This is a genomic window from Microbispora sp. H13382, assembly GCF_014161445.1.
Taxonomy (GTDB): domain Bacteria; phylum Actinomycetota; class Actinomycetes; order Streptosporangiales; family Streptosporangiaceae; genus Microbispora.
Window position 1 is genome coordinate 256,479 of record NZ_JABBXA010000006.1, and the last position, 22,197, is coordinate 278,675.

Sequence of the window (22,197 nt, forward strand, 5' to 3'; positions counted from 1 at the left end):
GACGTCGCACCACACGAGCGCTCCGCCGGGGGTCAGCCGGCGGGCCGGGCGAATGGGGGTGTCCGATGCACGAGGGGACGAGGCGGGTGGCATGAGCGCGCTGCTCGTCGAGGGAGTCGAGCGGATCGCCGTGCTGAGGGCCAACGCCCTCGGCGACCTGCTGCTGGCCCTGCCTGCCATCGGGGCGCTCAGGCGGGCGTATCCCGCCGCCAAGATCACCCTGCTCGGCCGTGAATGGCACGCGCGGTTCCTGCGGGGCCGCCCGGGCCCGGTGGACGAGGTGGTGGCGCTGCCGCCCATCTCCGGCGTCTCCTCCCCGCCGGACGGGACCGCCACCCCCGAGGAGCTGTACGAGGACCTGCGTGAGCGCAGGTTCGACCTGGCCGTCCAGATGCACGGCGGCGGGCGCAACTCCAACCCGTTCATCCGCGGCCTCGGGGCGCGGGTGACGGCCGGCCTGCGCACGCCCGACGCCGCGCCGCTCGACCGCTGGGTGCCGTACGTCCACTACCAGCACGAGACCCTGCGCTACCTGGAGGTGGCCGGCCTGCTCGGCGCCGCCACCAGCGAGATCGAGCCGAGGATCGCGGTCGTCAGGGAGGACTGGACCGAGCTGAACCGCACGCTCGGCAAGGTGCCCCGGGGCCTGGTGGCGATCCACCCGGGCGCGGGGGACCGGCGCAGGAGATGGCCGCCGGAGCGGTTCGCGGAGGTCGCCGACCGCCTCGGACGGCCGGTGGTGGTGACCGGCGTCGAGGAGGAGCGGGAGGTCGTCGAGAAGGTCGTCGCGCAGATGCAGACCCCGGCGAGGGCCGTCGTCGGAGAGCTGTCGCTTGGCGGGCTCACCGCGCTGTACGCCGCCTGCGACCTGCTCGTCTCCAACGACACCGGGCCACGCCACCTGGCGGCGGCGACGGGCACGCCCACCGTGGGCATCTACTGGTGCGGCAACATGATCAACTGGGGTCCGCTGAGCAGGGGGCACCAGCGGCCGCTGATCTCCTGGACGTCGGGCTGCCCGGTCTGCGGGCTCCCCGCCGGCACGGAGGGCATGCGGGAGTGCGGCCACCGCGACGTCTCGTGGGTCGGCGACGTGAGCGTGGACGACGTGCTCGAACAGGCGTGGGACCTGCTGCGATGAGCGCAGTGGCCGAGAAGTCCGGCGCGGCGAGGTCCGCGGCGGACAGGGCTGCGGCGGACAAGTCCGCGGCGGAGAAGGCGAAGGTCTTCGAGACACCGCCCGTCGAGCTGCGGCCGAGCGACCCGAGCGAGCCGGGCATCCGGCGCCGGCGCCGCGGGCGCGGGTTCAGCTACTCCTGGGCCTCCGGCCGGCCCGTGAAGGACCGGGCCACCCTGCACCGGATCAATCGCCTCGCGATCCCCCCGGCCTGGACCGACGTGTGGATCTGCGCCCATCCGAACGGCCACCTCCAGGCCGTGGGCACCGACGCCGCCGGCCGGCGGCAGTACCGCTACCACGACGAGTGGCGCAGGCAGCAGGACGAGGCCAAGTTCGACCACGTGCTGGAGATCGCCCAGCAGCTCCCCGCCTTCCGCGAGCGGGTCGCCCGCGACCTGCGCGGCGACGGCCTGAGCCGCGAGCGCGTGCTGGCCACCGCCGCGCGCATGCTCGACATCGGCTTCTTCCGCGTCGGCGGGGAGGAGTACACCGACTCCTACGGTCTGGCCACCCTGAAGACGTCGCACGTGAAGTGCGGGGACGGCAAGGTCGTGTGCCACTACCTGGCCAAGGGCCGCAAGGAGCGGGAGCAGGTGCTGGCCGACGCCGACGTGTGCGCGGTGCTCACCGCGCTGTCGAAGGGCCGCCGGGGCGAGCTGCTGCGCTACCGCGCCGAGGAGGGCTGGGTGGACGTGCGCAGCGCCGACATCAACGCCTACCTGAAGGACGCCTTCGGCACGGACGTCTCGGCCAAGGACTTCCGCACCTGGCACGCCACGGTCCTGGCCGCGGTCGGGCTCGCCGTCTCCCGCCCCGTACGCAGCGGCGCGGGGCGCAAACGGGCGGTCTCCAGGGTGATGAAGGAGGTGTCGGAGTACCTCGGCAACACGCCGTCGGTGTGCCGCGCCTCCTATGTGGACCCCCGCGTCGTCGCGTTGTATGAGAAGGGGCGGACGATCCCCCTCGAACGGCTGGGCGAGGAGACCGGCGAGGGCCGGCTCGCCACCCACGGGCCGGTCGAGGAGGCCGTCATCGAACTCCTGCGCCGAGCGCCCGCACGGCGGCGCTGACCACCTGGGCGGCCGGGACCACCGAGCCCAGGTGGTCGGACGCGTCCGCCTCGTGCAGGATCGGGTGGCGTCCGTCCGCCGTCGACACGAGCACCGAGGGCGTCCGGTAGGCCCCGGCGAGGCGGGTCATCGCGACGTCGCCGCTGATGACCAGCCGGGCCCCGGCGAGCAGCGCGCACAGCTCCCGCAGCGAGGTTCGGCCCGCGAGCACGATCTGCGGCGGCAGCACCGCCCGGGTCGCCACGAGCAGGGCCATCGGCCGTTCCCGAACGCTGCCGGTGATCACGACGGGCAGGCCCTCGTCCGTCAGCACCCGGGCCACCTCGGCGAACCGGTCGGCGGGCCAGCGCAGCGAGGTGCCGCCCGCGCCGGGGTGGATCACGACGCCCCCCGGGGCGGGGCTCGCGGTCAGGGGAGTGGGCAGCGCCATGTCCTCCGGGTCGGCCGGCACGCCGTGCCACTGGAGCAGCCGGCACCACCGCAGCACCTCGTGCTCGCCCGGGTCCCACCACGGCCCCCTGATCCACGGGACGTCCGGGTTCGCGTACGCCCACAGGCGCCTCGTCCCGACACCGAGGAGGACGCGGTGGCTGCGCGGTCCGCGGTCGTGCAGGTTGACGGCGAGGTCCGGCAGGAGCGGCGGGTGAGCGGCGTCCTCCTCGCCGGGCCCGGGCCACGGCAGCGGCGCGAGCCCGTAGGCGGGCAGGATCCGGTCCACCGCGCCGGTGAGCGCGGCGAGCTCGCTCAGCTCCGGCGGGCAGGCGAGGACGACGCGCAGCCCGTGGCGGCGCAGGGCGCGCAACGCGGGCACGACGGTGAGAAGGCCCCCGATGCCGTCGGAACGCAGCACGAGGGCCGTCGACGTCACCGGTTCACCTCGGGAGGCGACAGGATCAAGAGGCGCTCCTTTCCAGCTGCCGGGCGGACAGCACCCGGTCGTAGGCGGCCAGGGTCTCGGTGGCGATGCGGCTCCAGGCGTACCTCGCGCGGGCCCGGTCGGCGCCCGCGATGCCGTACGCCGTGCGCCGCACCCGGTCGTCGAGCAGCTTGCGCAGCGCCCTGGCCAGCACGGCGGGCCGGCGGGGCGGCACGAGGAGACCGGTCACGTTGTTGACCACGGTCTCCTTCTGTCCGCCGACGGCCGAGGCGACGACGGGGACGCCGCAGGCCATCGCCTCGAGCGCCACCATCCCGAACGGCTCGTACCACGGCACGGAGACGACGGCGGTGGCCGAGCGCATCAGCGCGGGCAGCGTGTCGCGCTCGACCCTGCCGAGGAAGCGGACCCGGTCGGAGACGCCGACCTGGGTCGCGAGCCAGCGCAGCCGGGTGACCTCGGGGTCGTGGTGCATCTCGGCGGCCGGGGGACCGCCCGCGACGACCAGCTCGGCGTCCCGCAGATACTGCAGGGCCCTGATGGTCGTCTCCAGGCCCTTGCGCGGCACGAGCCGGCCGACCGACAACAGGCGCGGGCGCTCCGGCCGCTCCAGCGGCTCGACGTGCGGATGGAAGGCGGTGACGTCGACTCCGCAGGGGACCACCCGGGTCGCGCGGCGCGGCACCCGCATGCGGATCAGCTCGTCGATCTCGTCCGTGCAGGTCGCGATGACGCAGTCGGCGCGCCGTCCGATCTCGGCCTCGGCCTCGACGCGCTCGCGCGGGCTGGTGTCGGCCGGGCCCTGGTGCCGCCGCTTGACGCTGCCGAGCGCGTGGAAGGTGTGGACGACCGGAATCCGCAGCTTCTCCGCCGCGGCGAGCGCGGCCAGCCCGCTCATCCAGAAGTGGCTGTGCACGACGTCCGGCCGGTCGAACAGCCAGCGGTCGTGCAGCCACTTCCCGAAGTGGGGGATCCAGGGAAGGATCTCGTCCTTGGGGATCTCGGAGGCGGGGCCCGCGGGGACGTGGACGACGTCCACCCCGGGGCCGAAGGCGACAGTCTCCGGCAGGTCCTCGCGGTCCCTGCGGGTGTAGACGGTGACCTCGTGCCCGGCCCGGGCGAGCTCCCGGGCGAGGGCGGCGACGTGCACGTTCTGACCGCCGGCGTCGACACCGCCGAGGGTGGCGAGCGGGCTGGCGTGCTCCGAGACCATGGCGATCTTCACTGGGGGTTCCTCCATGAGCGGCAGTGGCGAATACCCGGCTCGGGAGTCAGGGAGTCCAGGTGAGCAGGTCCGGCGACCGGGGCGGGGGCGGCGGCAGGTCGCCGTGCGCGGGAAGCGGCGGCGCGGACGCGGCGGTTCCCGGGGACGGAACCGCCCGCGACGACGGCGGCGCACGCATGGCGGGCCGTGGCGGGCGGACGGCGGAGGGCGGGCGCGTGGCCCGCGAGGACGGTGGCGCATGGCCGGTGGGGGATGCCGGAGACGGCCCGTACGGAGGGGACCGCGACGGAGGGGACCGCGACGTGGGGGGCCGTGTTGTGGGGGGCCGTGTCATTGGGGTCGGAGGAGACGGTGCCCGTGGAAGAGGTGCGGTGATCGGTGCCGCCGGTGCCCGCGGTGCTTCGGCCGGGGCGAGGTGAAGGCCGGTCACACGTTCCCAAGACGCTCCTCCATCACGGCATGCTCACGCCAAGGAGGTACCTGCGTCTTAGGCACCAGGAATACCAACAACCATATCCACCCTCGCGCCCGTCAAACCACTGGTTTCGCCCGGCAACGGCCGGGCAGCGCTAGCGATACAGAACCGAGGGGGACACGAGGGGAAGAGATGGAGACGCCGCACTATGTCGCGGCCCGCGTGCAGCGGGCTCTCGCGGAGGACGATCGGACCACCGAGCTGGGCATTCGGGTGGATGTGCGAGGAGAAGAGGTCTACCTGCGCGGACAGGTCTCCTGTGACGAGCGGCGGCACCAGATCGAGAACGTCGCCCGGGAGGCGGCTCCGGGCCTGCGGGTGCACAACGAGATCACCTTGGTGGAGGTGCGGGAGCCGGGAGAGGAGGAGCATCTGTGAGGGAGTTGCGGATCGCCGCCGTCGCGGACATCCATCTGGGCGAGGATCTGCGCGGTCACTATCGCAAGAAGATCGAGGGCATCGAGCGCCGCGCGGACGTGCTGCTGGTAGGAGGCGATCTGACCAGGCACGGCACGGTCCCCGAGGGCCGGGTGGTCGCCGAGGAGCTGAGCGGCCTGCCCATCCCCGTCGTCGCCGTGCTCGGCAACCACGACTACCACTCCGACTGCAACCAGGAGATCATCGACCTCCTCCGCGACGCCGGCATCACCGTACTCGACGACGAGGGGACGGTCGTCCCCGTCGACGGCGTACGGCTCGGAGTCGCCGGAGGCAAGGGCTTCGGCGGCGGTTTCGCCGGGAAATGCGCGAGCGAGTTCGGCGAGCCGGAGACCAAGGCGTTCGTCCGGCACACCAAGGAAATCGCCGAGCGGTGGCGGCGGGCGCTCAAGGAACTCGACGCCGACCACAAGATCGTGCTCAGCCATTACTCGCCGGTCAAGGACACGCTGATGGGCGAGCCGCCGGAAATCTATCCGTTCCTCGGCAGTTACATGCTGGCGGAGGCCGCCGACGCCGAGGGCGCGGATCTCTTCATTCACGGCCACGCGCACGCGGGCACCGAAAAGGGCGTGACTCCCGGAGGTATCCGGGTGCGTAATGTCGCCCTTCCGGTCATCAAGCACGCGTACACCGTCTACTGCCTGAACGGCGACCAATGCTGAGCGTTCAGCCGTGAGACGGCGGCCGGCCCTTGTGGCCGGCCGCCGTCTCGGTGTCCGCGATCAGGGTGGGTGAGGTGCGACTAGGGATTGAAGATACTGACGCCACCGGGGCCGACGAGGAATCCGATGACGATGAGGACGATCCCCCAGAGGATGTCCCGACGGGCCAGGATCACGTAGATCCCGGCGATTACCAGTACCACGGCGATGATCCAAAGCAGAGTAGCCATGGCCCTCCACTGCCCGTACAAAGGGTCTCGTAACATCATTCAGGCCTGAGGCCGATCGAATTTGCCCTCGCAGTACTCATTGTTACGTTTGCTTGACAATATTCGGGCATGTGGTGATACATGACCACTTTCGGCTATTTCCTGTCCAGTGAGGAACATGATCCGAAGGAGCTGGTCCGCCAGGCGAAACTCGCCGAGGAGGCCGGCTTCGAGGCGTTGTGGATCTCGGACCACTATCACCCGTGGCTGGACGAGCAGGGCGAGAGCTCGTTCGTGTGGTCCGTCATCGGGGCTGTCTCGCAGGCGACGTCGCTACCGGTGACCACCGCCGTCACCTGCCCCATCATCCGCATCCACCCGGCGATCATCGCCCAGGCCGCGGCGACCGCCCAGATCCTGCTGGAGGGCAGGTTCCGGCTCGGGGTCGGCACCGGAGAGGCGTTGAACGAGCACATCCTGGGCGACCAGTGGCCCCCGGCCGAGGATCGCCAGCAAATGCTGGAGGAGGCTCTCGACGTCATCAGGGAGCTGTGGACCGGCGAGCTGGTGACCTACCGCGGCGAGTTCTACGAGGTGGACACGGCCCGGCTGTACTCGCTGCCGGACCGGCCCCCGCCGGTCTACATCTCGGGCTTCGGGCCCAAGTCCGTCGAGCTCGCGGGCCGGCTCGGCGACGGCTACATCCACACCGCGCCCGCCGCCGACATGGTGGAGGCGTTCCACAAGGCGGGCGGCGAGGGCAAGCCGTGCGCGGCCGGGCTGAAGGTGTGCTGGTCGGACGACCAGGCCGAGGCGCGCAGGACCGTCCACCGGCTCTGGCCCAACCAGGGGATCCCGGGCGAGGCCGCACAGCTCCTGCCGCTGCCCCGGCACTTCGAGCAGCTCTCACAGCTCGTCACGGAGGAGGCCGCGACCCGGTCCACGCCCTGCGGACCCTCCCCCGAGGCGCACCTGAACGCGATCCGCGAGTACGTGGACGCCGGCTTCGACGAGGTCTACGTCAACCAGATCGGCCCGGACCAGGACGGCTTCTTCGAGTTCTACGCGACGCGGATCCTGCCGCGCCTGCGGGAAGCGGGCTGATCGCGAAGAAGCGCGACCGCGGTGCACGCGGTCGCGCTCTCATGGCGGTTCTTCAGGCGTCGTCCCTGACCAGGCGCAGCGACAGGAGCGGCTGGATGAACCAGAGCCAGCCGGACAGCAGCGCCACACCCGCGCCGACCAGCGCCGTCGGCCACATACCGGTCAGCGCGTCCATGACCAGGGCGGTGGAGCAGGCCATCGACACGGCCAGGGCGAGCCCGCCGACCACGCCGAGCCGGTTCGCCCGCTGCAGCAGCAGCTCCTTGAGACCCGACCGGAACAGGATCCGGTGCTGGGTCGCCGGAGCGATCAGGCAGATGGACGCGACCGCCGCGGACACGACCGCGGTGTAGAACAGCCAGTTTCCGGTGGCGTCGATCTTCTCGAAACCGGCGGAGAACGGGAGCGTCAGCAGGAACGCGAACAGCACCTGCACGCCCGTCGCGGCCACCCGCAGACCTTGCAGCAACTCGCCGAGCTCGCGGTCGACGCGCTCCTTCGGGTGCTCGTCGGTGTTCTCCAACGGCTCCAGCACCTCGCTCATGCCGCCTCCTCGCCCGGCGGCTCGGAGTCGAGTCGTGTCGTGTCGGTTCGCTCGCTCATTCCGCGGACTTCATCAGGCGCGCGTAGGCGAGCTGAAGCCAGTCGGAGATCGCCACGGCCGTCATCGTGGCCCCGGCCAGCCGGGTCACCCTGGGGAAGAACACAGTCCCCGCCGCGTATCCCGTGGCGATCCACTGGGACAGGCAGAACGGGCAGGTCAGCAGCTCGCCCACGGCGTGCTGCAGCCCATGGCCGCGGACCTCTTCCTTGAGCTCCGCCGGGCCGGAGACCCCCTCGTACCGGGTGAAGGGGGCGCGAATGGGGCTGGTGACCGGGTCCTTCGCGAGCGTCCGCGAGAGCCGGTGCGTGAACAGCCCCATGAGCATGAGGTCCATCACCTTGATCTTCTCGGGGCCGGTGCGGCCCGTCAGTTTCGCCGCGGCCAGCAGCGCCCCTACGGCTCCGCCGTACACCGCGAGAACCCGTGTGTACGAGGCGAGTGGACGGCTCTCCTCGCCCTCGTACTCGCGCTTGATCTCCTGGAGGGTCTCGGTCATGAGCGCGCCCTACCCGGGATTGTTTGCGGCGAACATTGCTGGGCAAGCGACGTGAGTGGGTAGTCACAGTCACGAAGTCACCGACGCGATTCTTGAAACGCTCAAGCGCGCCGGGGCCGGTCTCAAGGAGGCCGGGGTGCGCTTCGCCCTGGCCGGAGGCTGCGCCGGCTACGCGAGGGGCGCCGCGCCATCACTGCACGACGTCGACTTCGCCCTGGTCGAGGAAGACGTCCCGCTCGCGCTGAAAACCCTGGAGAGCCTGGGTTTCCGGACCGCGAAACCACCGGAGGACTGGCTGGTCAAGGCGTTCGACGAGGAAGGTGTGCTCGTCGACCTGATCTTCTCACTCGCCGACAGGCCGGTGACCGAGGCGATGATCGCTCGATCCGAGCCGATCAACACCGCCGCGCTGAGCCTGCCCGTCCTCGAAGCCACCGATCTTGTGATCTCCTGGATACTGCCGCTGTCCGAGCACGCCTGCGACTACGGCTCGCTGCTGCCGATGGTCCGCGCCATGCGGGAGCAGGTCGACTGGGACCGGGTCGCCTCGGTCGCCGCGCCGTCGCCGTACGCCTCGACGTTCGTCACGCTCCTGGAGCGGCTGCGCATCATCGCCCCTACGACACCTCGGCCCGACAGCGCCTGGCCCTGAAAGGCCCGCTCCGGCCGCCGCCCGGTCCATGCGGAGGAGGGGCCGGGAGGGGCCTCCGGTGGGAAGAAGAAAGGGGCCGCGCCGCCACGGCGGCGCGGCCCCTTTCCGCCATCACATGGACGAAGTGCGGGGGAAACGCCCGTAGTACTCCCCGACGCGGTCCCGGTAGCCCGGCTCGCTCATCGCCGTCTCGTTGAACTCCGGCGCGTTCTTGATCTCCTGTTTGGTGCGGCTGACGAAGACCTTGCGATCCTGGAAGTCGATCCTCGTCACCACACTCGCGGGCAGCATGACCTTCTTGCCGAAGATCCACGGGCCCGTGTCCACGACGATGTAGCTCTGGCCCGCCTCATAGGTGGCCTCGTCCACGGAGCCGATCTTCCCGTCCACGGCCTGCACGTCGTATCCGGCGATGTCCATCTGCTGACCCGTGCCGCTCACGGTGTCGGAATACGACCAGAGATCCGGTGTCATGGTGCTCACTCCCTTCGTCGTCACTCTCCGTACCCGATGGGGAGAAGGAGAACATCCCGGACACGTAAGGGCAGGACATCATCTGGTCGCCCGCCATCCGGTGCGATCGGTCGCGCCGTGGCGCGGAACACCTCCGGATGCCGCTACTCTTGTGGGGCGGGCGCCGCTAGCTCAGTTGGTTAGAGCAGCTGACTCTTAATCAGCGGGTCCGGGGTTCGAGTCCCTGGCGGCGCACCACATCGAAAGCCCAGGCCGTTCGGCCTGGGCTTTTCGCGTTCCGGTGCCCGGACTTCGTCTCGTGACGTCGGCTCGTCGCCGGAGCTTCCTGACCGCGCGGCCGCCCGTCACCCCGTGCCGGGGAATCGGCGATCCGCCGGGGCATCGGCTCGGCCGGTACGCGGCGGCGCGGCGTCAGCGGGAGGTCTCGTACCAGTGGTAGGGGATCGACCAGTCCCAGTGCTCGGTCTCCTCCTGCTCGCGCGCGAGGTGGGCCGCGTCGGGGGTCCAGGTCAGCGTGCAGGCGACGCCGAACTGGGCGGCCCAGTACCGTCCGAGCCGTACGAATCCCTGGCCGAGAGCGAAGACCATCCGCTTCACCAGCGACAACACCATCGGGCACCACTCCTCGCACGATCAGGCTCGGCACCAATGTGGCCCAGATCACCATGTATCTGGAAATAAAGATTTAATCTGGCTGAATCCTCCATGTAAATGCCCAGAGGGGTACGTGATGCGCCGCAGCGGCATCCGGTCGTACGCGTGACCTTCCGGCGGGAGGATGGCGGGCATGGCACCCTTCGAGATGGGGGAGACCGCCCTGGTGGTGGAGGTCCCCTCGGCCGAGCCCCTGGTCCGGGACCTGCGGGAACGCTACGACTCCTCCGCGGCGTACGGCATGCCCGCGCACGTCACCGTCCTGTATCCGTTCCTCCCGAGAGAACGCCTCGACGACGGCGTGCTCGCCGCGCTGCGCGACCTGTTCGCGGCGCGGCGGCCGTTCGAGGTCGCGTTCGGGGACGTCGGCCGCTTCCCGGACGTGCTCTACCTCGCACCGGAACCGGACGGGCCGCTGCGGGAGCTCACCGAGGCGGTGGCAGGCCGTTGGCCGGAGGCGCCGCCGTACGGAGGCCGGTTCGGCGACATCGTGCCGCACCTCACGGTCGCGGAGGGTCTCGGCGGCCAGCCCGACGCCGGGGTCGCGGCGGACCTGGCGGCCGGACTGCCCGTGACGACGCTCGTCGGCGGCGTGACGCTGCGGGTCTTCGACGGCGAGAGCTGGCGTGCGGAGGCGTTCTTCCCGCTGGGCGAGCCGCCGGTGGCCGAGTTCGCGTTCCCGGGGCCGCTGCGCGAGCGCTTGGTCGCGGCGATCCTGAGCGGGGACAAGACGGCCACCGCGGGCCTGCTGGCGGATTACGAGCACTGCGGCGACCCCCTCCCGGCGGCCGGCCGGTGGACCGCGCTGATCGACTCCGCCGGGCGGCGCGTGGCGCTCCTGGAGACGACCCAGGTGCGGGTGGTGCCGATCCGCGAGGTCGACGAGGCGTTCGCCCGCGACGAGGGCGAGGGGTACGACACCGTCGCCCAGTGGCGGGCCGCCCACGAGCGCTTCTGGACCGGCCCGGAGATGTCCGCCGTCCTCGGCGGACCACCGTTGATCGACGACGACACGCTGATCGTGGCCGAACGCTTCCGTCTGCTCGGATCCCTGTGACCGCCTGTGGATAACGTCACGGAGCCGGTGGCCGGGCCTGACAGAATCGCTCGCACGACCCGACCGGGCGGCCGTCGAGGGCCCCCGGAGGGGCGCCGATCGGGGGAGGGCGAGCGGATGATCGGGGCGAACCGGCGGCGTGGAGCCGGAGAGCGGGAAGACACCCGGCGGCGGAGTCTCGGGCCGCCGGGGGAGGCCGCCTGGAGCTTCCCCTGGTCGTCGCAGTCCCCCGGGCGGGCGGCGGAGGAGCTGGTGGCCGAGCTGCTGTCGGCAGCGCTGGAGGCGACGCGCCGCCACGACGAGACCGAGTTCCGGCGATGCGTGAAGGTCCTCGCACAGGGCCAGGGGCTGCGCGAAGTCGTGGACCGTGCTCTGCTGGACGCGCTGAACCGGCACGTGACACTCGCCTGGGAGCGCGGCTGGCAGCCCGCCGACGTCGTCCGGCTGGTGGGACGGCGGCTTGAGGCCCGGCACGTCCGCCTCGTGACCGACGCCGTCGCGGCCGAGATGCGGGCCTACGCCGCGGCGACGGTGGACGAGCGCTGGCTGGACCAGCTCGCGGCCATGGGCGCGACCGTGTGGTGGAGCCGCGACGAGGAGTACCTGCACGAGGACGGCGACCGGATCGCGATGGTCGCCTGCGCGCTGCGGGTGGTCCGCCTTCTGGCCACGCTGCCGCCGCTGGAACGGCTGTGCCCGGTGCCGGGAACGGCCCGGCGTACGCCGGGCTCCCGCGGCGGCGCCGTGGACGAACGGATGCTCGCCCGGGTGCGGGCACTGCTGGCCAAAGCCGAGTCGACCGAGTTCGAGGCGGAGGCCGAGACGTTCACCGCCGCGGCCCAGTCGCTGATGGCCCGGCACAGCATCGACGCCGCGCTGCTGGCCGCCCGGACGGACGGCCAGGCAGGAGCCGGGCGGCCGGAGGGACGCCGGCTGGGCGTCGAGTCGCCCTACGAGGGCCCGAAGGCGATGCTGCTGGACGTCATCGCCTCGGCCAACCACTGCCGCTCGGTATGGAGCCGGCATTTCGGGTTCGCCACCGTGCTCGGGTTCCCCGCGGACCTGACCGCGGTGGAGGTGCTGTTCACCTCCCTGCTGGTGCAGGCCACGACGGCGATGAGGCTCGCGGGGTCCCGCCGTGACGGCCTCGGCCGTTCCCGCACGCGGTCGTTCCGGCAGTCCTTCCTCGCGGCGTACGCCCAGCGCATCGGCGAGCGGCTGCGGGAGGCGACGGGACAGGCGATGCGGGAGGCCGCCGCCGACACCGGGCGCGACCTGCTGCCGGTGCTGGCGGCCCGGGAGGCCGAGGTCGAGGCGAGGGTCGAGGAGCTCTTCCCGACACTGACGATGGTCGGCGCGGGCCCGATCAGTAACCGGGAGGGCTGGATCTCCGGCCGGGCCGCCGCCGACCGTGCCGTTCTCGACCTACGCGCCAAGGTCACCCGGGGAGGCGGTTGATCCGACCCCGCGACGACACGGCCGCGGCAGGTGCCCGACCGGCCCGGCCGACGTCGACGCCGACGGCACAGGACGCCGCAGTACGTCGGGTTTCAGGCATCGAGCAACTCGTGCGGCCCCCAGCCGTCGGCGTCCTCCACCACCCGCAGGGCCAGCTCCGCGCGGCCGGCCATGTCGAGCGGAGCGACGCCCGAGACCGCGTGACCGTGCGCGAGCCGATCCAGTGCGGCGCCCACGAGCGGCCCTGCCGTCCGCACGGTCGAGGGCAGCGCGATCGATCGCGTCGAACCGCCGTGCAGCACGATGTTGCGCTGGCGGTAGAGGCGCCGGAAGCAACCGCGGAGATAGCGCTCCACGCGCCCGAGGGTCACTGACGGTGCGGCGACCAGCTCGCGCATCCGTCCGAGCGCGGCCGTGGTCACGGGGTCGTCCACGCGCACGACCGGCTCCGCGGTCAGCCACCGGACCATCCGCCGGGCGCGCTCGCGGTTGTTGCCGCCGATCACGTCGAGGTCACGGCACAGGCGAGGATCTTCCTCGCGGATCCGGGCGTCGTAGCTCAGGGCGGTCAGTTCGGCGCGTGGCCAGCCCGCCGCCACCAGCGCGGCGGCCCGGTCCGCGGCCACCGCCCGCCCCTCCTCGCGGTCGGCTTCGTCGGTGTCGCAGAAGAGCAGCGATTCGATGGCGGCCCAGGCCCCTGCCACGGCCGTGCTCGGCGAGCTCTCCGTGAGCGGCGCGGCGAGTTCGAGCGCGTCGTCGATGCGCAGCCCGTGCGCACCGGCGTCGGGCAGGTCGTAGAGCACGCCGACGCGTTCCAGCGACAGCACGGTCACCGCCGGGTCGCCCCGCCGGAAGTCCTGTGGTTCGGCCAGCCCCGAGATGAACACCTTGGGGTAGACGTCCAGCGCCGTCTGCCCCCGCCGGTAACGCACCCTGTTGCGGACCCGGTCGAACAACTCGGTCACCTGCTGCACGGCCGAGACGTGGTCGCGAGCCCGTACGCGGAACAGCAGGCCTCCGCTTGCGCGGACACCCGTGACCTGTGGAAACTCCGTCAGCAGCCGCCGGCGTACCTCCTCCTGCGACAGCCAGTGCGAGGACTTCAGTGCCACCTGCGGCGCGGGCACCCTGTCCTGGAGGACGATCACCCCCTCGTAGTCGAGCTCGCCGCGGGATTCGAGTTCGATGAGGAGATCGATCAGGTCGACCGGGTCGGTCGATCCGGCGAGCCGTGTCTTGATCTCACGCCGGAGGAAATCCTGATGAAAGCCCTCGTCCAGTAGGTGAGCGGCGACGCACCGGGCGGAACGTTCCACATGAACGCGGTCAGAAGTAAGGAGATCGCGCCAACGACGAAGATAGCCGTCGGCCACGAGGTCCGACAGGAGCGCCAGCGCGCGCTGGCTGCGGGCGCCGGGCTTGATCGGCCTGACACAGATCTGGTGCAGGTGCCGGCGGATCAGCCCGTCCCCCAATGCGCTGTCGGTCCTGAGCCTGGGGAGCAGCGACTCCCGGGCGTACCAGGCGAGGGAGGCCTGCGAGAGGACGTGGCGTCCCACCCAGTCGGCCGCCTCCACCGCCTCGCGCAGGGCGAGGACCGTGCCCACGTCCCACAGGCGGCGCTGCCAGGGACGCCACGATTCCAGCAACTCCTGCACCCTGGCGGTGACCAGGGCACCGGTTTCAGGCCTGCTGCTGACGGCTCCCATCGGCGAGGTACCCCTTCGGCTGAGTGACTGTGGCGTTACTGCTTGCGCACAGCCCGCCGGGGAAAGTACTCTCAAGAGGACTTAGGCAGGGGAGTCGCCCGGAAGGGCCGCTCCCCATCGCCTTTTCTGGGGGGTGTGCGGCACCCAGTGTGGCTGATCAGAGACCTCCCGATCACCGTTTTCGCATATCTCCAGCACTCTGCGTGACCGCCTCCGTGTCAGCCGGAGGAGTCGTCGAAGTGGAGTTCCGAGGTGATCCGGTAGCGGTCGCCGCGGTAGATGGACCTCGTGAACTCCACGACACGGCCGCCGGCCTCGCGGGCCGTGCGCTCGATGAGCAGAGCGGGAGCGTGCTGGGGGACGCCGAGCAGTTCGGCCTCGGTCTCGTCGGTGACGGTCGGCTCGATGCTCTGGGTGGCGCGGCGGACGTCGATGCCGAACCTCGTACGCAGGAACCGGTAGAACGACCCGGACACCATGTCCTCGGGCCGCAGGGACTCGACCAGGCGGTGCGGCAGGTGGATGCGCTCGATCGCGATCGGCTCGTCGTCCACTAGGCGTAGCCGTACGACGCGCAGGACCGGGTCGGCGGGCGAGACCTGCAGGCGGTGCGCCAGCCGGGCGGTGGCCGGGGCGGAGTCGAACTCGAGGATGCGGCTGAGCCAGTTCCCCTCGGCGGCGGGGGCGTGGAAGGAGTCGTCGCCGGCCGCGAGGGGCTGGGTGACCTTCCGGCGTCCGGTGAACGTTCCCCGCCCGTGCTCCCGCACCAGCATGCCCTGCCGTACGAGCCCGTCGATCGCCGCGCGGAGAGTCGGGCGGGAGACGCCGAGTTCCCGGGACAGGTCGCGTTCCGAGGGGATGGCGGTGCCGGGCTCCTTGTCGGCGATCAGGTCGAGCAGGACGTCTCTGACCCGGTCGCGCTTGAGGCCCGCTGGGAGTCTCTGCACCCCCCAGACCTTACCAGTAGTTGACCAATCCTCCCCATCTCGGCCTGGCAATAAGCCGAAATATCGCCCCTTGACAGCCTGACTGGTTAAGACCACTCTCCTCTCAACGGTTTACCAATAACTGACCACTGGGAGGACCGATGAGGTTACGCCTCCTCGCCGCGGCGGCCGCGTTCAGCCTCGCGCTCGCCGGTTGCGGCTCGGCGTCCGAGCCCGGGACATCCGGACAGACCGGTACGACCACGCTGACCGTGTGGTTCATGCGCGACAGCCTGTCGGACGCGATCGTGAAGCGGTTCACGGACGACTTCCAGCGGTCGCATCCCGGAATCACCCTGAACGTCCAGAGCCAGGAGTGGGACGGCATCGGGCAGAAGGTCATCAGTGCGCTGGCCAGCAAGGACGCCCCCGACGTCATCGAGGTCGGCAACACCCAGGTCGCCGAGTACGCCGCCAGCGGTGGGGTCAGGGACCTCACCGGCAAGGTCGCCGACCTGGGCGGCGCCGACTGGCTGCCCGGCCTGGCCGAGCCGGGGAAGATCGACGGCAGGCAGTACGGCATCCCCTGGTACGCCGCCAACCGAGTGGTCGTCTACAACAAGGACCTGTTCGCCAAGGCCGGCGTCACCTCCCCGCCGAAGACGCGTGACGAGTGGATCGACGTCACGACCAGGCTGAACAAGGGCGGCGTACAGGGCATCTACCTGCCGGGCCAGAACTGGTACACCCTCGCGGGGTTCGTCTGGGACGAGGGCGGCGACCTCGCCGTGGAAGAGGGCGGCCAGTGGAAGGGCGCGCTCGACACGCCGCAGGCGCTCGCCGGGATGGCGTTCTACGAACGGCTCCAGGCGCTCGGCAAGGGGCCCAGGGACTCCGACGAGGCCAGGCCGCCGCAGGCCGACGTGTTCGGCAAGGGCGACGTCGCGCAGATCATCTCCGCGCCCGGCGGCGCGGTCGCGATCGAGAAGGCCAACCCGGACCTCAAGGGCAAGCTGGGCTTCTTCCCGATCCCCGGCAAGACCGCGGACAGGCCGGGCGCCGTCTTCACCGGAGGGTCCGATCTGATCATCCCCGAGGCGTCCGCGCACCCGGACGAGGCGTACGAGGTGGTCAAGGCCCTGGCCGGGGAGAAGTTCCAGCTCGACATGGCCAAGGAGATGAGCTACGTGCCCAACCGCACCTCGTACGCCGGGGTCCTGAGCGGCGACGAGGCCACCGCGGCGATGGCGGCGGGGGCCGCGGTCGGGCACGCCACGCCCAACTCGCCCAACTGGGCGGCCGTGGAGGCCAGGAACGTCATCAAGGAGTACATGACCAAGGTGCTCACCGGAGGCGACGCGGCCACCGCGGCGAAGGAGGCCTCCGGCGTGATCACCACGATCCTCAACACCAGGTCCTGACATGGCGCGCGCCCTCGCCCGCACGGCCCGTCCCGCCCTCGTCGTCGAGGCGAGAACCCGCAGAAAAGGCGCGTTCTGGCCCTACCTGCTGGTGGCCCCGGCCCTGGCCGCGTTCGCGTGCCTGCTCGTCTACCCGCTGGCCCGCAGCGTCGTGATCTCCTTCCAGCACTTCCGGCTGGGCGAGCTGATCAGGGGCGGGGCGGCCTTCGCGGGCCTCGCCAACTATGCCGAGGCCCTCGGCGGGCCGGAGTTCTGGGCGGTCGTACGGCGGACCTTCCTGTGGACGGCCGCCAACGTCGTGCTGATCATGGTGATCGCCACCGCGGTGGCGCTGATGCTGCCGCATCTGGGGCGCCGTATGCGGCTGGCCGTCATGAGCGGGATGGTGCTCACCTGGGCCACGCCGGTGCTGGCCGCGACGACGATCTTCCAGTGGCTCTTCCAGTCGCGCCTGGGCGTCGTCAACTGGGTGCTGGTGCGGCTCGGCTTCGACTCCTTCCGCGACTACACGTGGTTCGCCGACGGACGGGCGACCTTCGCGATCCTGGTCGCGCTGGTGGTCTGGCAGTCGGTGCCGTTCGCCGCGCTCACCCTCTACGCGGGACTCACCACCATTCCCGGAGAGCTCTACGAGGCGGCCCGGATCGACGGGGCCGGGCCGTGGCAGGTCTTCGGCCGGGTCACGTTCCCCATCCTGCGCCCGCTGTTCGGCCTGATCACGTCGCTCGAGGTCATCTGGGTCCTCACCTGCTTCGCGCAGATCTGGGCGATCAGTAAGGGCGGCCCCGGTGGCGCCACCGCCACGCTGCCGGTCTACGCGTTCCAGATCGCGCAGTCGCTGCACCGGTACGACCTGGGATCGGCCGTCTCCACGCTGACCGTGCTGATGCTGCTCGCGGTGCTGGTCGTCCACCTGCGCCGCATGTTCCGGGAGGAGGGAGCGTGAGGAGGGCCGCACTCAACCTGGCAGCCGTGGGTGTGCTGGCGGTGTCGGTGTTCCCCGTCTACTGGATGGTGATCACCGCGTTCAAGCCGACGGTGGACATCCTCACCGAGACCCCGGCGTTCTGGCCCGCCCGGCCGACCCTCGACCACTTCGCGACGGCCGTACGGGCCGCCGGGTTCTGGACGTTCTGGCGCAACAGCCTGGCGGTCACGCTCGGCGCGGTGGTGCTCGCGCTGGTCGTGGCGCTGCCGGCCGCCTTCGCCGTGGCCCGGCTGCGCTGGCCGGCGCGGCGCGGGTTCATCCTGATGGTCTTCGTCGCACAGACCGCTCCCTGGTCGGCGCTGCTCGTGCCGGTCTACATCATCGCCCGCGACGCGGACATGCTCGACCGGCTGCCGACGCTGACGCTGGTGTACTTCGTCACGACGCTGCCGTTCACGATCGTGACGCTGCGCGGGTTCATCGCGGCGGTCCCGCCCGAGCTGGAGGAGGCCGCGCTGATGGACGGCTGCGGCCGGGCCGAGGCGTTCCGCCGGGTGGTGCTGCCGCTGCTCGCGCCGGGCCTGATGTCCACATCGCTGTTCGGCTTCATCACCGCGTGGAACGAGTTCGCCTTCGCCAACGCGCTCATGATCAAGGACCAGGGCGACCGTACGCTGCCGATCTGGCTGTCCGGGTTCGCCAACGTCTTCGGCACCGACTGGGGCGCCACCATGGCCGCCGCCACGCTGTTCATGCTCCCCGTCCTGCTCGTCTTCCTCGTGCTCCAGCGCCGCGTGTCCTCCGGGATGATCGCGGGCGCGGTGAAGGGATGACCCAGATGATGATTCCGCGGCCCCGCGAGGCGGCCGTGCTCGGGGGAACCGTCACGCTCCACGACGGCCTCGTACGGCACGCGCCCGGCGATCCCCGGCTGGGAGAGGAGGGCTACCGGATCGACGTCACGCCGGACGGCGCGGAGCTGACGGCGGGAGGACCCGCAGGGCGCTTCTACGGCCAGCGGACCCTGGCGGCGCTCGGCCCCGAGGCGCCGCTGTGCCGGATCACCGACCGGCCCGCGCACTCCTGGCGCGGGGTCATGCTCGACGTCGCCCGGCACTTCATGCCCAAGGACTTCGTGCTGCGGCTGATCGACCTGCTGGCGGTCCACCGGCTCAACCGGCTGCACCTGCACCTGACCGACGACCAGGGCTGGCGGCTGCAGATCAAGCGTTATCCCCGGCTCACCGAGGTCAGCGGAGAGCACTACACGCAGGAGGACATCCGGGAGATCGTGTCGTACGCCGCCGACCGGTTCGTCACGATCGTGCCAGAAATCGAGATGCCGGGGCACGCCCAGGCGGCGATCGCCGCCTATCCCTGGCTCGGCAACCACCCGTCACGCCGCCTGCCCGTACGGGACTCGTGGGGGATCAGCCCGCACGTGTTCAACCTTGAGGAGGCGGCGATCGGCTTCTGCCGGGACGTGCTCGACGAGGTCATGGACCTGTTTCCCGGGGAGTACGTCCACCTCGGCGGCGACGAGTGCCCGCCGGACGAGTGGGAGCACAGCGAGGCGGCGCTGCGGCGGATCGCCGAGCTCGGGCTGCCGGGCCCGGACGCCGCGCGGGCGTGGTTCATCTCCACCGTCGGCGCGTACGTGACCTCCCGGGGCCGGCGCCCGATCCACTGGTACGACACACCCGGTGGGCCCCCCGGCGTCACGGCGATGACGTGGCTCGACCACGAGAGCGGACCGCGGGCGGCCCTGGAAGGGCTCGACGTCGTGCTCGCCCCGCACACCAGCACCTACCTCGACTATCCGGCCGACGCCCCCGGCCCGCACGGCCGGATGCTCTCCCTCGCCGACGTCTACGGGTTCACGCCGCCCCCGGCCCCCGAGGGCGCGACCGGCCGGATCCTCGGGGTGCAGTGCCAGCTCTGGACCGAGTACATGCCCACGCCCGAGCACGTCGAGGCGATGGCCTTCCCTCGGCTGTGCGCCTTTGCCGAGGTGGCCTGGGGCACGGCCGGGGACTACCGCGACTTCCTGCGCAGACTCACCCCTCATCTGGAGTCCCTGGGCGTCCGGCCGGGGCCGGTCATCCCCTGAACTCCGCAACCCACCCCCCACGAAAGGAAGACTGCGGTGTCACGAAAGCTCTTATGGGGCGGCCTCGCGGCCGTGCTGCTGGCCGCGCTGGTCGTGGCCCTGCCCGCCCAGGCGGCCCAGTCGCTGCGCCTGCGCTACAAGACGAGCGCCACCGGCGCCACCGCCGACCAGGTGGAGCCCTGGTTCGACCTGGTCAACAGCGGGACCACGGCGGTGCCGCTGAACACAGTGAAGATCCGCTACTACTTCAGGGCCGACTCACCGGCGCAGCAGTACCGCTTCGCCTGCTCGTGGGCGGTGGTCTCCTGCTCCACCGTCACCGGGACCTTCCAGACGATCTCGCCGGGTACGGCCACGGCCGACCGCTACCTGGAGGTCGGCTTCACCTCCGGCACCCTGGCCCCCGGCGCGTCGACCGGCGACCTGCAGCTGCGCTTCTACCGGTCCGACTGGCAGACGATCCGGCAGAGCGACGACTACTCCTTCGGCCCCGCGCGGACGACGTACGGCGACTGGGACAAGGTCACGGTCCACCAGGGCGGCACGCTGGTGTGGGGCACCCCGCCCGCGGGTGCGACCGACCCCTCGCCGTCCCCGTCGCCCTCCACCTCGCCTTCGCCGGGCGGCCCCGGCGGTGGCAGCGGGGTCGTCTTCGACGACTTCGCGTACGCATCCTCGTCGGACCCGCAGATCGCGGCGCACAACTGGACCGTACGGACCAACAGCGGCGGCCCCGGCGTCCCCGGCGCGAGCTGGCCCGCGTCCAACGTGAGCTTCCCCGTCGTGAGCGGGAGCAACAAGGCGCTGCAACTGCGGGCGGCCACCGACGGCACCGCCGGGGGCACCTCGCAGGCCGAGTTCCTGCACCAGCGAAAGTTCTTCGAGGGCACGTACGCCGCACGGGTGAAGTTCGCCGACGCCCCCGACAGCGGACCGGACGGGGACAACATCGTGGAGACGTTCTTCACCATCACGCCCCTCGCGTACGACCTCGACCCGGACTACAGCGAGCAGGACTTCGAGTACCTGCCGAACGGCGGCTGGGGCGCGCAGGGCCCGATCATGTACACCACGACCTGGGAGACCTACCGCAACGAGCCCTGGCTCGCGGTCAACACGCACACCGAGCGGACGGCGAGCTACGCCGGCTGGCACGACCTCGTGCTGCAGGTCTCCGGGGGCACGGTCCGCTACTACATCGACGGCACGCTGTTCGCCGAGCACGGCGGCGACTACTACCCCGAGACGCCGCAGTCGGTGAACTTCAACCTCTGGTTCATCTCCGGCGGGCTGCTGGGCAGCGCCACCCCGCGCGTCTACACGCAGCAGGTCGACTGGTTCTACTTCAGCAAGAACGAGGTCGTGGCCCCGGCCGAGATCACCTCCAGGGTGAACGCCTACCGGGGCGCCGGCACCACGTGGAAGGACACCGTGCCCATGCCGTAGCCGATTGTCGCCCGGGCCCCGGCGGCATCCGGGGCCCGGGCCCCGTGCTCGGTGCGAAAAGCGTCAGTGGAGCAGGTCGGGGTCGGAGGCGAGGATCTGGTCCAGCAGGGGCTGGAAGTTGATCCAGCCGACGACGTCGTTGCCGATCTGGCCGTGCGTGAGCTTGGCGTTCTCGTGCGAGATCGGCACCGTCGGCCCGGCGGCCTTGGCCGCGAGCTGCGCCTGGCAGCTTCGTTCCATCGTGATGAACCACCAGGCCGCAGCCTCCACGCTGTCGCCCACGGTCAGCAGCCCGTGGTTGCGCAGGATGACCGCCTTGTGCGAGCCCAGCGCCTGCGCGATGCGGCGGCCCTCCTCGGTCTCCACGACCACCCCCGTGTAGTCGTCGAACAGGGCGTGGTCCTCGTAGAACGCGCACGCGTCCTGCGTCAGCGGCTCGAGCAGCGTGCCGAGCGCCGACAGGGCCTTGCCGTACACCGAGTGGGAGTGGGCGGCGGCGACCACGTCGGGCCTGGCCCGGTGGACCATCGAGTGGATGGCGAACGCCGCCTGGTTGACGTGGTGGCGGCCCTCCACCACCTGGCCCTCGTGGTTGACCAGGATCAGGTCGCTGACCTTGATCTGCTTGAACGACATGCCGAACGGGTTCACCCAGAAGTGGTCGGTGTGCTCCGGGTCCCGGGCCGTGATGTGGCCGGCCACGCCCTCCTCGAAGCCGAACCTCCCGAACAGCCGCAGCGCCGCCGCGAGCCGCTCCTTGCGGTGGCGCCGCTCGTCCTCCGCGTTGGCGAAGGTCGGCGGCAGCCGGAAAGCGAGCTGGTCGGCGGGCACGGGCTGCAGGTCGGACAGGCTCATCGCGGCTCCCAAGGCTCGTGAGGCGTACCCGTCCAGCCTGTCCTCCGCCGCCGTCCTCTGTCCATGCCGGAGCCGAATCTTCTTCTGTGCCGCAGGCGGCTTCGGTCCTGTCCGACAGGGCAGTGGAGGCCGACCGAATCCGCGTAAGGTGCATGCAGCGGGAG

At 71.1% G+C, this 22,197-nt stretch carries 23 protein-coding genes and 1 tRNA gene; 14 read left to right on the top strand and 10 right to left on the bottom strand.

Annotated features, from left to right (window positions below):
- Nucleotides 1-91: 91 nt before the first annotated feature.
- The gene (locus tag HHX41_RS15240) at nt 92-1,141 is read left to right on the top strand and encodes a glycosyltransferase family 9 protein (RefSeq protein ID WP_182906473.1); all 1,050 of its coding nucleotides are present in this window, start codon (nt 92-94) and stop codon (nt 1,139-1,141) included.
- Nucleotides 1,138-2,250 carry a DNA topoisomerase IB gene (locus tag HHX41_RS15245; RefSeq protein ID WP_182906474.1) on the top strand — a complete coding sequence of 371 codons (1,113 nt, stop codon included), beginning with the start codon at nt 1,138-1,140 and terminating at the stop codon, nt 2,248-2,250. The genes HHX41_RS15240 and HHX41_RS15245 overlap by 4 nt, the downstream gene beginning before the upstream one ends.
- On the opposite strand, the gene HHX41_RS41760 is transcribed toward HHX41_RS15245, so the two are convergent.
- A complete protein-coding gene (locus tag HHX41_RS41760; protein WP_182906475.1) occupies nt 2,210-3,118 on the bottom strand; it encodes a glycosyltransferase family 9 protein in 909 nt (302 codons plus the stop codon). The two genes, HHX41_RS15245 and HHX41_RS41760, sit on opposite strands and share 41 nt — an antisense overlap.
- Before the next feature lie 25 nt (nt 3,119-3,143).
- Nucleotides 3,144-4,367, bottom strand: a complete 1,224-nt coding sequence (locus HHX41_RS15255) for a glycosyltransferase (RefSeq protein WP_259400971.1) — start codon at nt 4,365-4,367, stop codon at nt 3,144-3,146.
- Between the two features lie 592 nt (nt 4,368-4,959).
- On the opposite strand from HHX41_RS15255, the gene HHX41_RS15260 reads away from it, so the two are divergent.
- Nucleotides 4,960-5,205 carry a BON domain-containing protein gene (locus tag HHX41_RS15260; protein ID WP_030505965.1) on the top strand — a complete coding sequence of 82 codons (246 nt, stop codon included), beginning with the start codon at nt 4,960-4,962 and terminating at the stop codon, nt 5,203-5,205.
- Nucleotides 5,202-5,930, top strand: a complete 729-nt coding sequence (locus tag HHX41_RS15265; protein ID WP_310742001.1) for a metallophosphoesterase — start codon at nt 5,202-5,204, stop codon at nt 5,928-5,930. Before HHX41_RS15260 ends, HHX41_RS15265 begins: the two co-directional genes overlap by 4 nt.
- A gap of 80 nt (nt 5,931-6,010) precedes the next feature.
- Here the strand turns inward: HHX41_RS15265 and HHX41_RS15270 are convergent, their stop codons facing one another.
- Nucleotides 6,011-6,160, bottom strand: coding sequence for a GPGG-motif small membrane protein (locus HHX41_RS15270; RefSeq protein WP_169947694.1), 150 nt, complete (start codon nt 6,158-6,160; stop codon nt 6,011-6,013).
- A gap of 120 nt (nt 6,161-6,280) precedes the next feature.
- Between HHX41_RS15270 and HHX41_RS15275 the strand changes: the two genes are divergently transcribed.
- The gene (locus tag HHX41_RS15275; RefSeq protein ID WP_182906477.1) at nt 6,281-7,243 is read left to right on the top strand and encodes an LLM class F420-dependent oxidoreductase; all 963 of its coding nucleotides are present in this window, start codon (nt 6,281-6,283) and stop codon (nt 7,241-7,243) included.
- A 52-nt stretch (nt 7,244-7,295) separates the two neighbouring features.
- On the opposite strand, the gene HHX41_RS15280 is transcribed toward HHX41_RS15275, so the two are convergent.
- Together HHX41_RS15280 and HHX41_RS15285 are read right to left on the bottom strand one after the other, a co-directional pair.
- Complete coding sequence (locus tag HHX41_RS15280; protein WP_169984116.1) at nt 7,296-7,787, bottom strand: DUF6328 family protein; 492 nt, start codon at nt 7,785-7,787, stop codon at nt 7,296-7,298.
- A gap of 55 nt (nt 7,788-7,842) precedes the next feature.
- A complete protein-coding gene (locus HHX41_RS15285) occupies nt 7,843-8,343 on the bottom strand; it encodes a DUF1360 domain-containing protein (RefSeq protein WP_182906478.1) in 501 nt (166 codons plus the stop codon).
- 55 nt (nt 8,344-8,398) lie between these two features.
- Between HHX41_RS15285 and HHX41_RS15290 the strand changes: the two genes are divergently transcribed.
- Nucleotides 8,399-8,995 carry a nucleotidyltransferase family protein gene (locus tag HHX41_RS15290; protein WP_182906479.1) on the top strand — a complete coding sequence of 199 codons (597 nt, stop codon included), beginning with the start codon at nt 8,399-8,401 and terminating at the stop codon, nt 8,993-8,995.
- Between the two features lie 111 nt (nt 8,996-9,106).
- On the opposite strand, the gene HHX41_RS15295 is transcribed toward HHX41_RS15290, so the two are convergent.
- On the bottom strand, nt 9,107-9,469 hold the full coding sequence (locus HHX41_RS15295; RefSeq protein ID WP_169987722.1) for a PRC-barrel domain containing protein: 363 nt from the start codon (nt 9,467-9,469) through the stop codon (nt 9,107-9,109).
- Nucleotides 9,470-9,629: 160 nt separating this feature from the next.
- Here HHX41_RS15295 and HHX41_RS15300 point away from each other — a divergent pair.
- Nucleotides 9,630-9,706: transfer RNA gene (locus HHX41_RS15300), tRNA-Lys, on the top strand.
- Between the two features lie 174 nt (nt 9,707-9,880).
- Here the strand turns inward: HHX41_RS15300 and HHX41_RS15305 are convergent.
- Entirely contained in the window at nt 9,881-10,081 is a 201-nt protein-coding gene (locus HHX41_RS15305; protein WP_169987724.1) for a hypothetical protein, read from the bottom strand.
- Between the two features lie 175 nt (nt 10,082-10,256).
- Here HHX41_RS15305 and HHX41_RS15310 point away from each other — a divergent pair, with 175 nt between their 5' ends.
- Nucleotides 10,257-11,180 (top strand): 2'-5' RNA ligase family protein, encoded by a 924-nt coding sequence (locus HHX41_RS15310; protein ID WP_220504077.1) that lies wholly within the window; start codon nt 10,257-10,259, stop codon nt 11,178-11,180.
- Between the two features lie 117 nt (nt 11,181-11,297).
- Entirely contained in the window at nt 11,298-12,638 is a 1,341-nt protein-coding gene (locus HHX41_RS15315) for a DUF2786 domain-containing protein (protein ID WP_182906480.1), read from the top strand.
- A gap of 92 nt (nt 12,639-12,730) precedes the next feature.
- Here HHX41_RS15315 and HHX41_RS15320 read toward each other — a convergent pair whose 3' ends face one another.
- Nucleotides 12,731-14,347: a hypothetical protein gene (locus HHX41_RS15320; protein ID WP_182906481.1), complete on the bottom strand. Its 1,617-nt coding sequence runs from the start codon at nt 14,345-14,347 to the stop codon at nt 12,731-12,733.
- A 218-nt stretch (nt 14,348-14,565) separates the two neighbouring features.
- Nucleotides 14,566-15,294, bottom strand: coding sequence for a GntR family transcriptional regulator (locus HHX41_RS15325; protein ID WP_169987730.1), 729 nt, complete (start codon nt 15,292-15,294; stop codon nt 14,566-14,568).
- A gap of 140 nt (nt 15,295-15,434) precedes the next feature.
- On the opposite strand from HHX41_RS15325, the gene HHX41_RS15330 reads away from it, so the two are divergent.
- Genes HHX41_RS15330 through HHX41_RS15350 form a run of 5 tightly spaced genes read left to right on the top strand, consistent with a single transcriptional unit; the run spans nt 15,435 to nt 21,178 of the window.
- The gene (locus tag HHX41_RS15330) at nt 15,435-16,694 is read left to right on the top strand and encodes an extracellular solute-binding protein (protein WP_182906482.1); all 1,260 of its coding nucleotides are present in this window, start codon (nt 15,435-15,437) and stop codon (nt 16,692-16,694) included.
- A 1-nt stretch (nt 16,695) separates the two neighbouring features.
- On the top strand, nt 16,696-17,640 hold the full coding sequence (locus tag HHX41_RS15335) for a carbohydrate ABC transporter permease (RefSeq protein WP_169987732.1): 945 nt from the start codon (nt 16,696-16,698) through the stop codon (nt 17,638-17,640).
- A complete protein-coding gene (locus HHX41_RS15340; RefSeq protein WP_182906483.1) occupies nt 17,637-18,455 on the top strand; it encodes a carbohydrate ABC transporter permease in 819 nt (272 codons plus the stop codon). Before HHX41_RS15335 ends, HHX41_RS15340 begins: the two co-directional genes overlap by 4 nt.
- Before the next feature lie 5 nt (nt 18,456-18,460).
- Nucleotides 18,461-19,732: a beta-N-acetylhexosaminidase gene (locus HHX41_RS15345; RefSeq protein WP_182906484.1), complete on the top strand. Its 1,272-nt coding sequence runs from the start codon at nt 18,461-18,463 to the stop codon at nt 19,730-19,732.
- Between the two features lie 36 nt (nt 19,733-19,768).
- Nucleotides 19,769-21,178: a cellulose binding domain-containing protein gene (locus HHX41_RS15350; RefSeq protein WP_182906485.1), complete on the top strand. Its 1,410-nt coding sequence runs from the start codon at nt 19,769-19,771 to the stop codon at nt 21,176-21,178.
- 63 nt (nt 21,179-21,241) lie between these two features.
- Here HHX41_RS15350 and HHX41_RS15355 read toward each other — a convergent pair whose 3' ends face one another.
- Complete coding sequence (locus tag HHX41_RS15355) at nt 21,242-22,033, bottom strand: class II aldolase/adducin family protein (RefSeq protein WP_182906486.1); 792 nt, start codon at nt 22,031-22,033, stop codon at nt 21,242-21,244.
- Between the last annotated feature and the right edge of the window lie 164 nt (nt 22,034-22,197).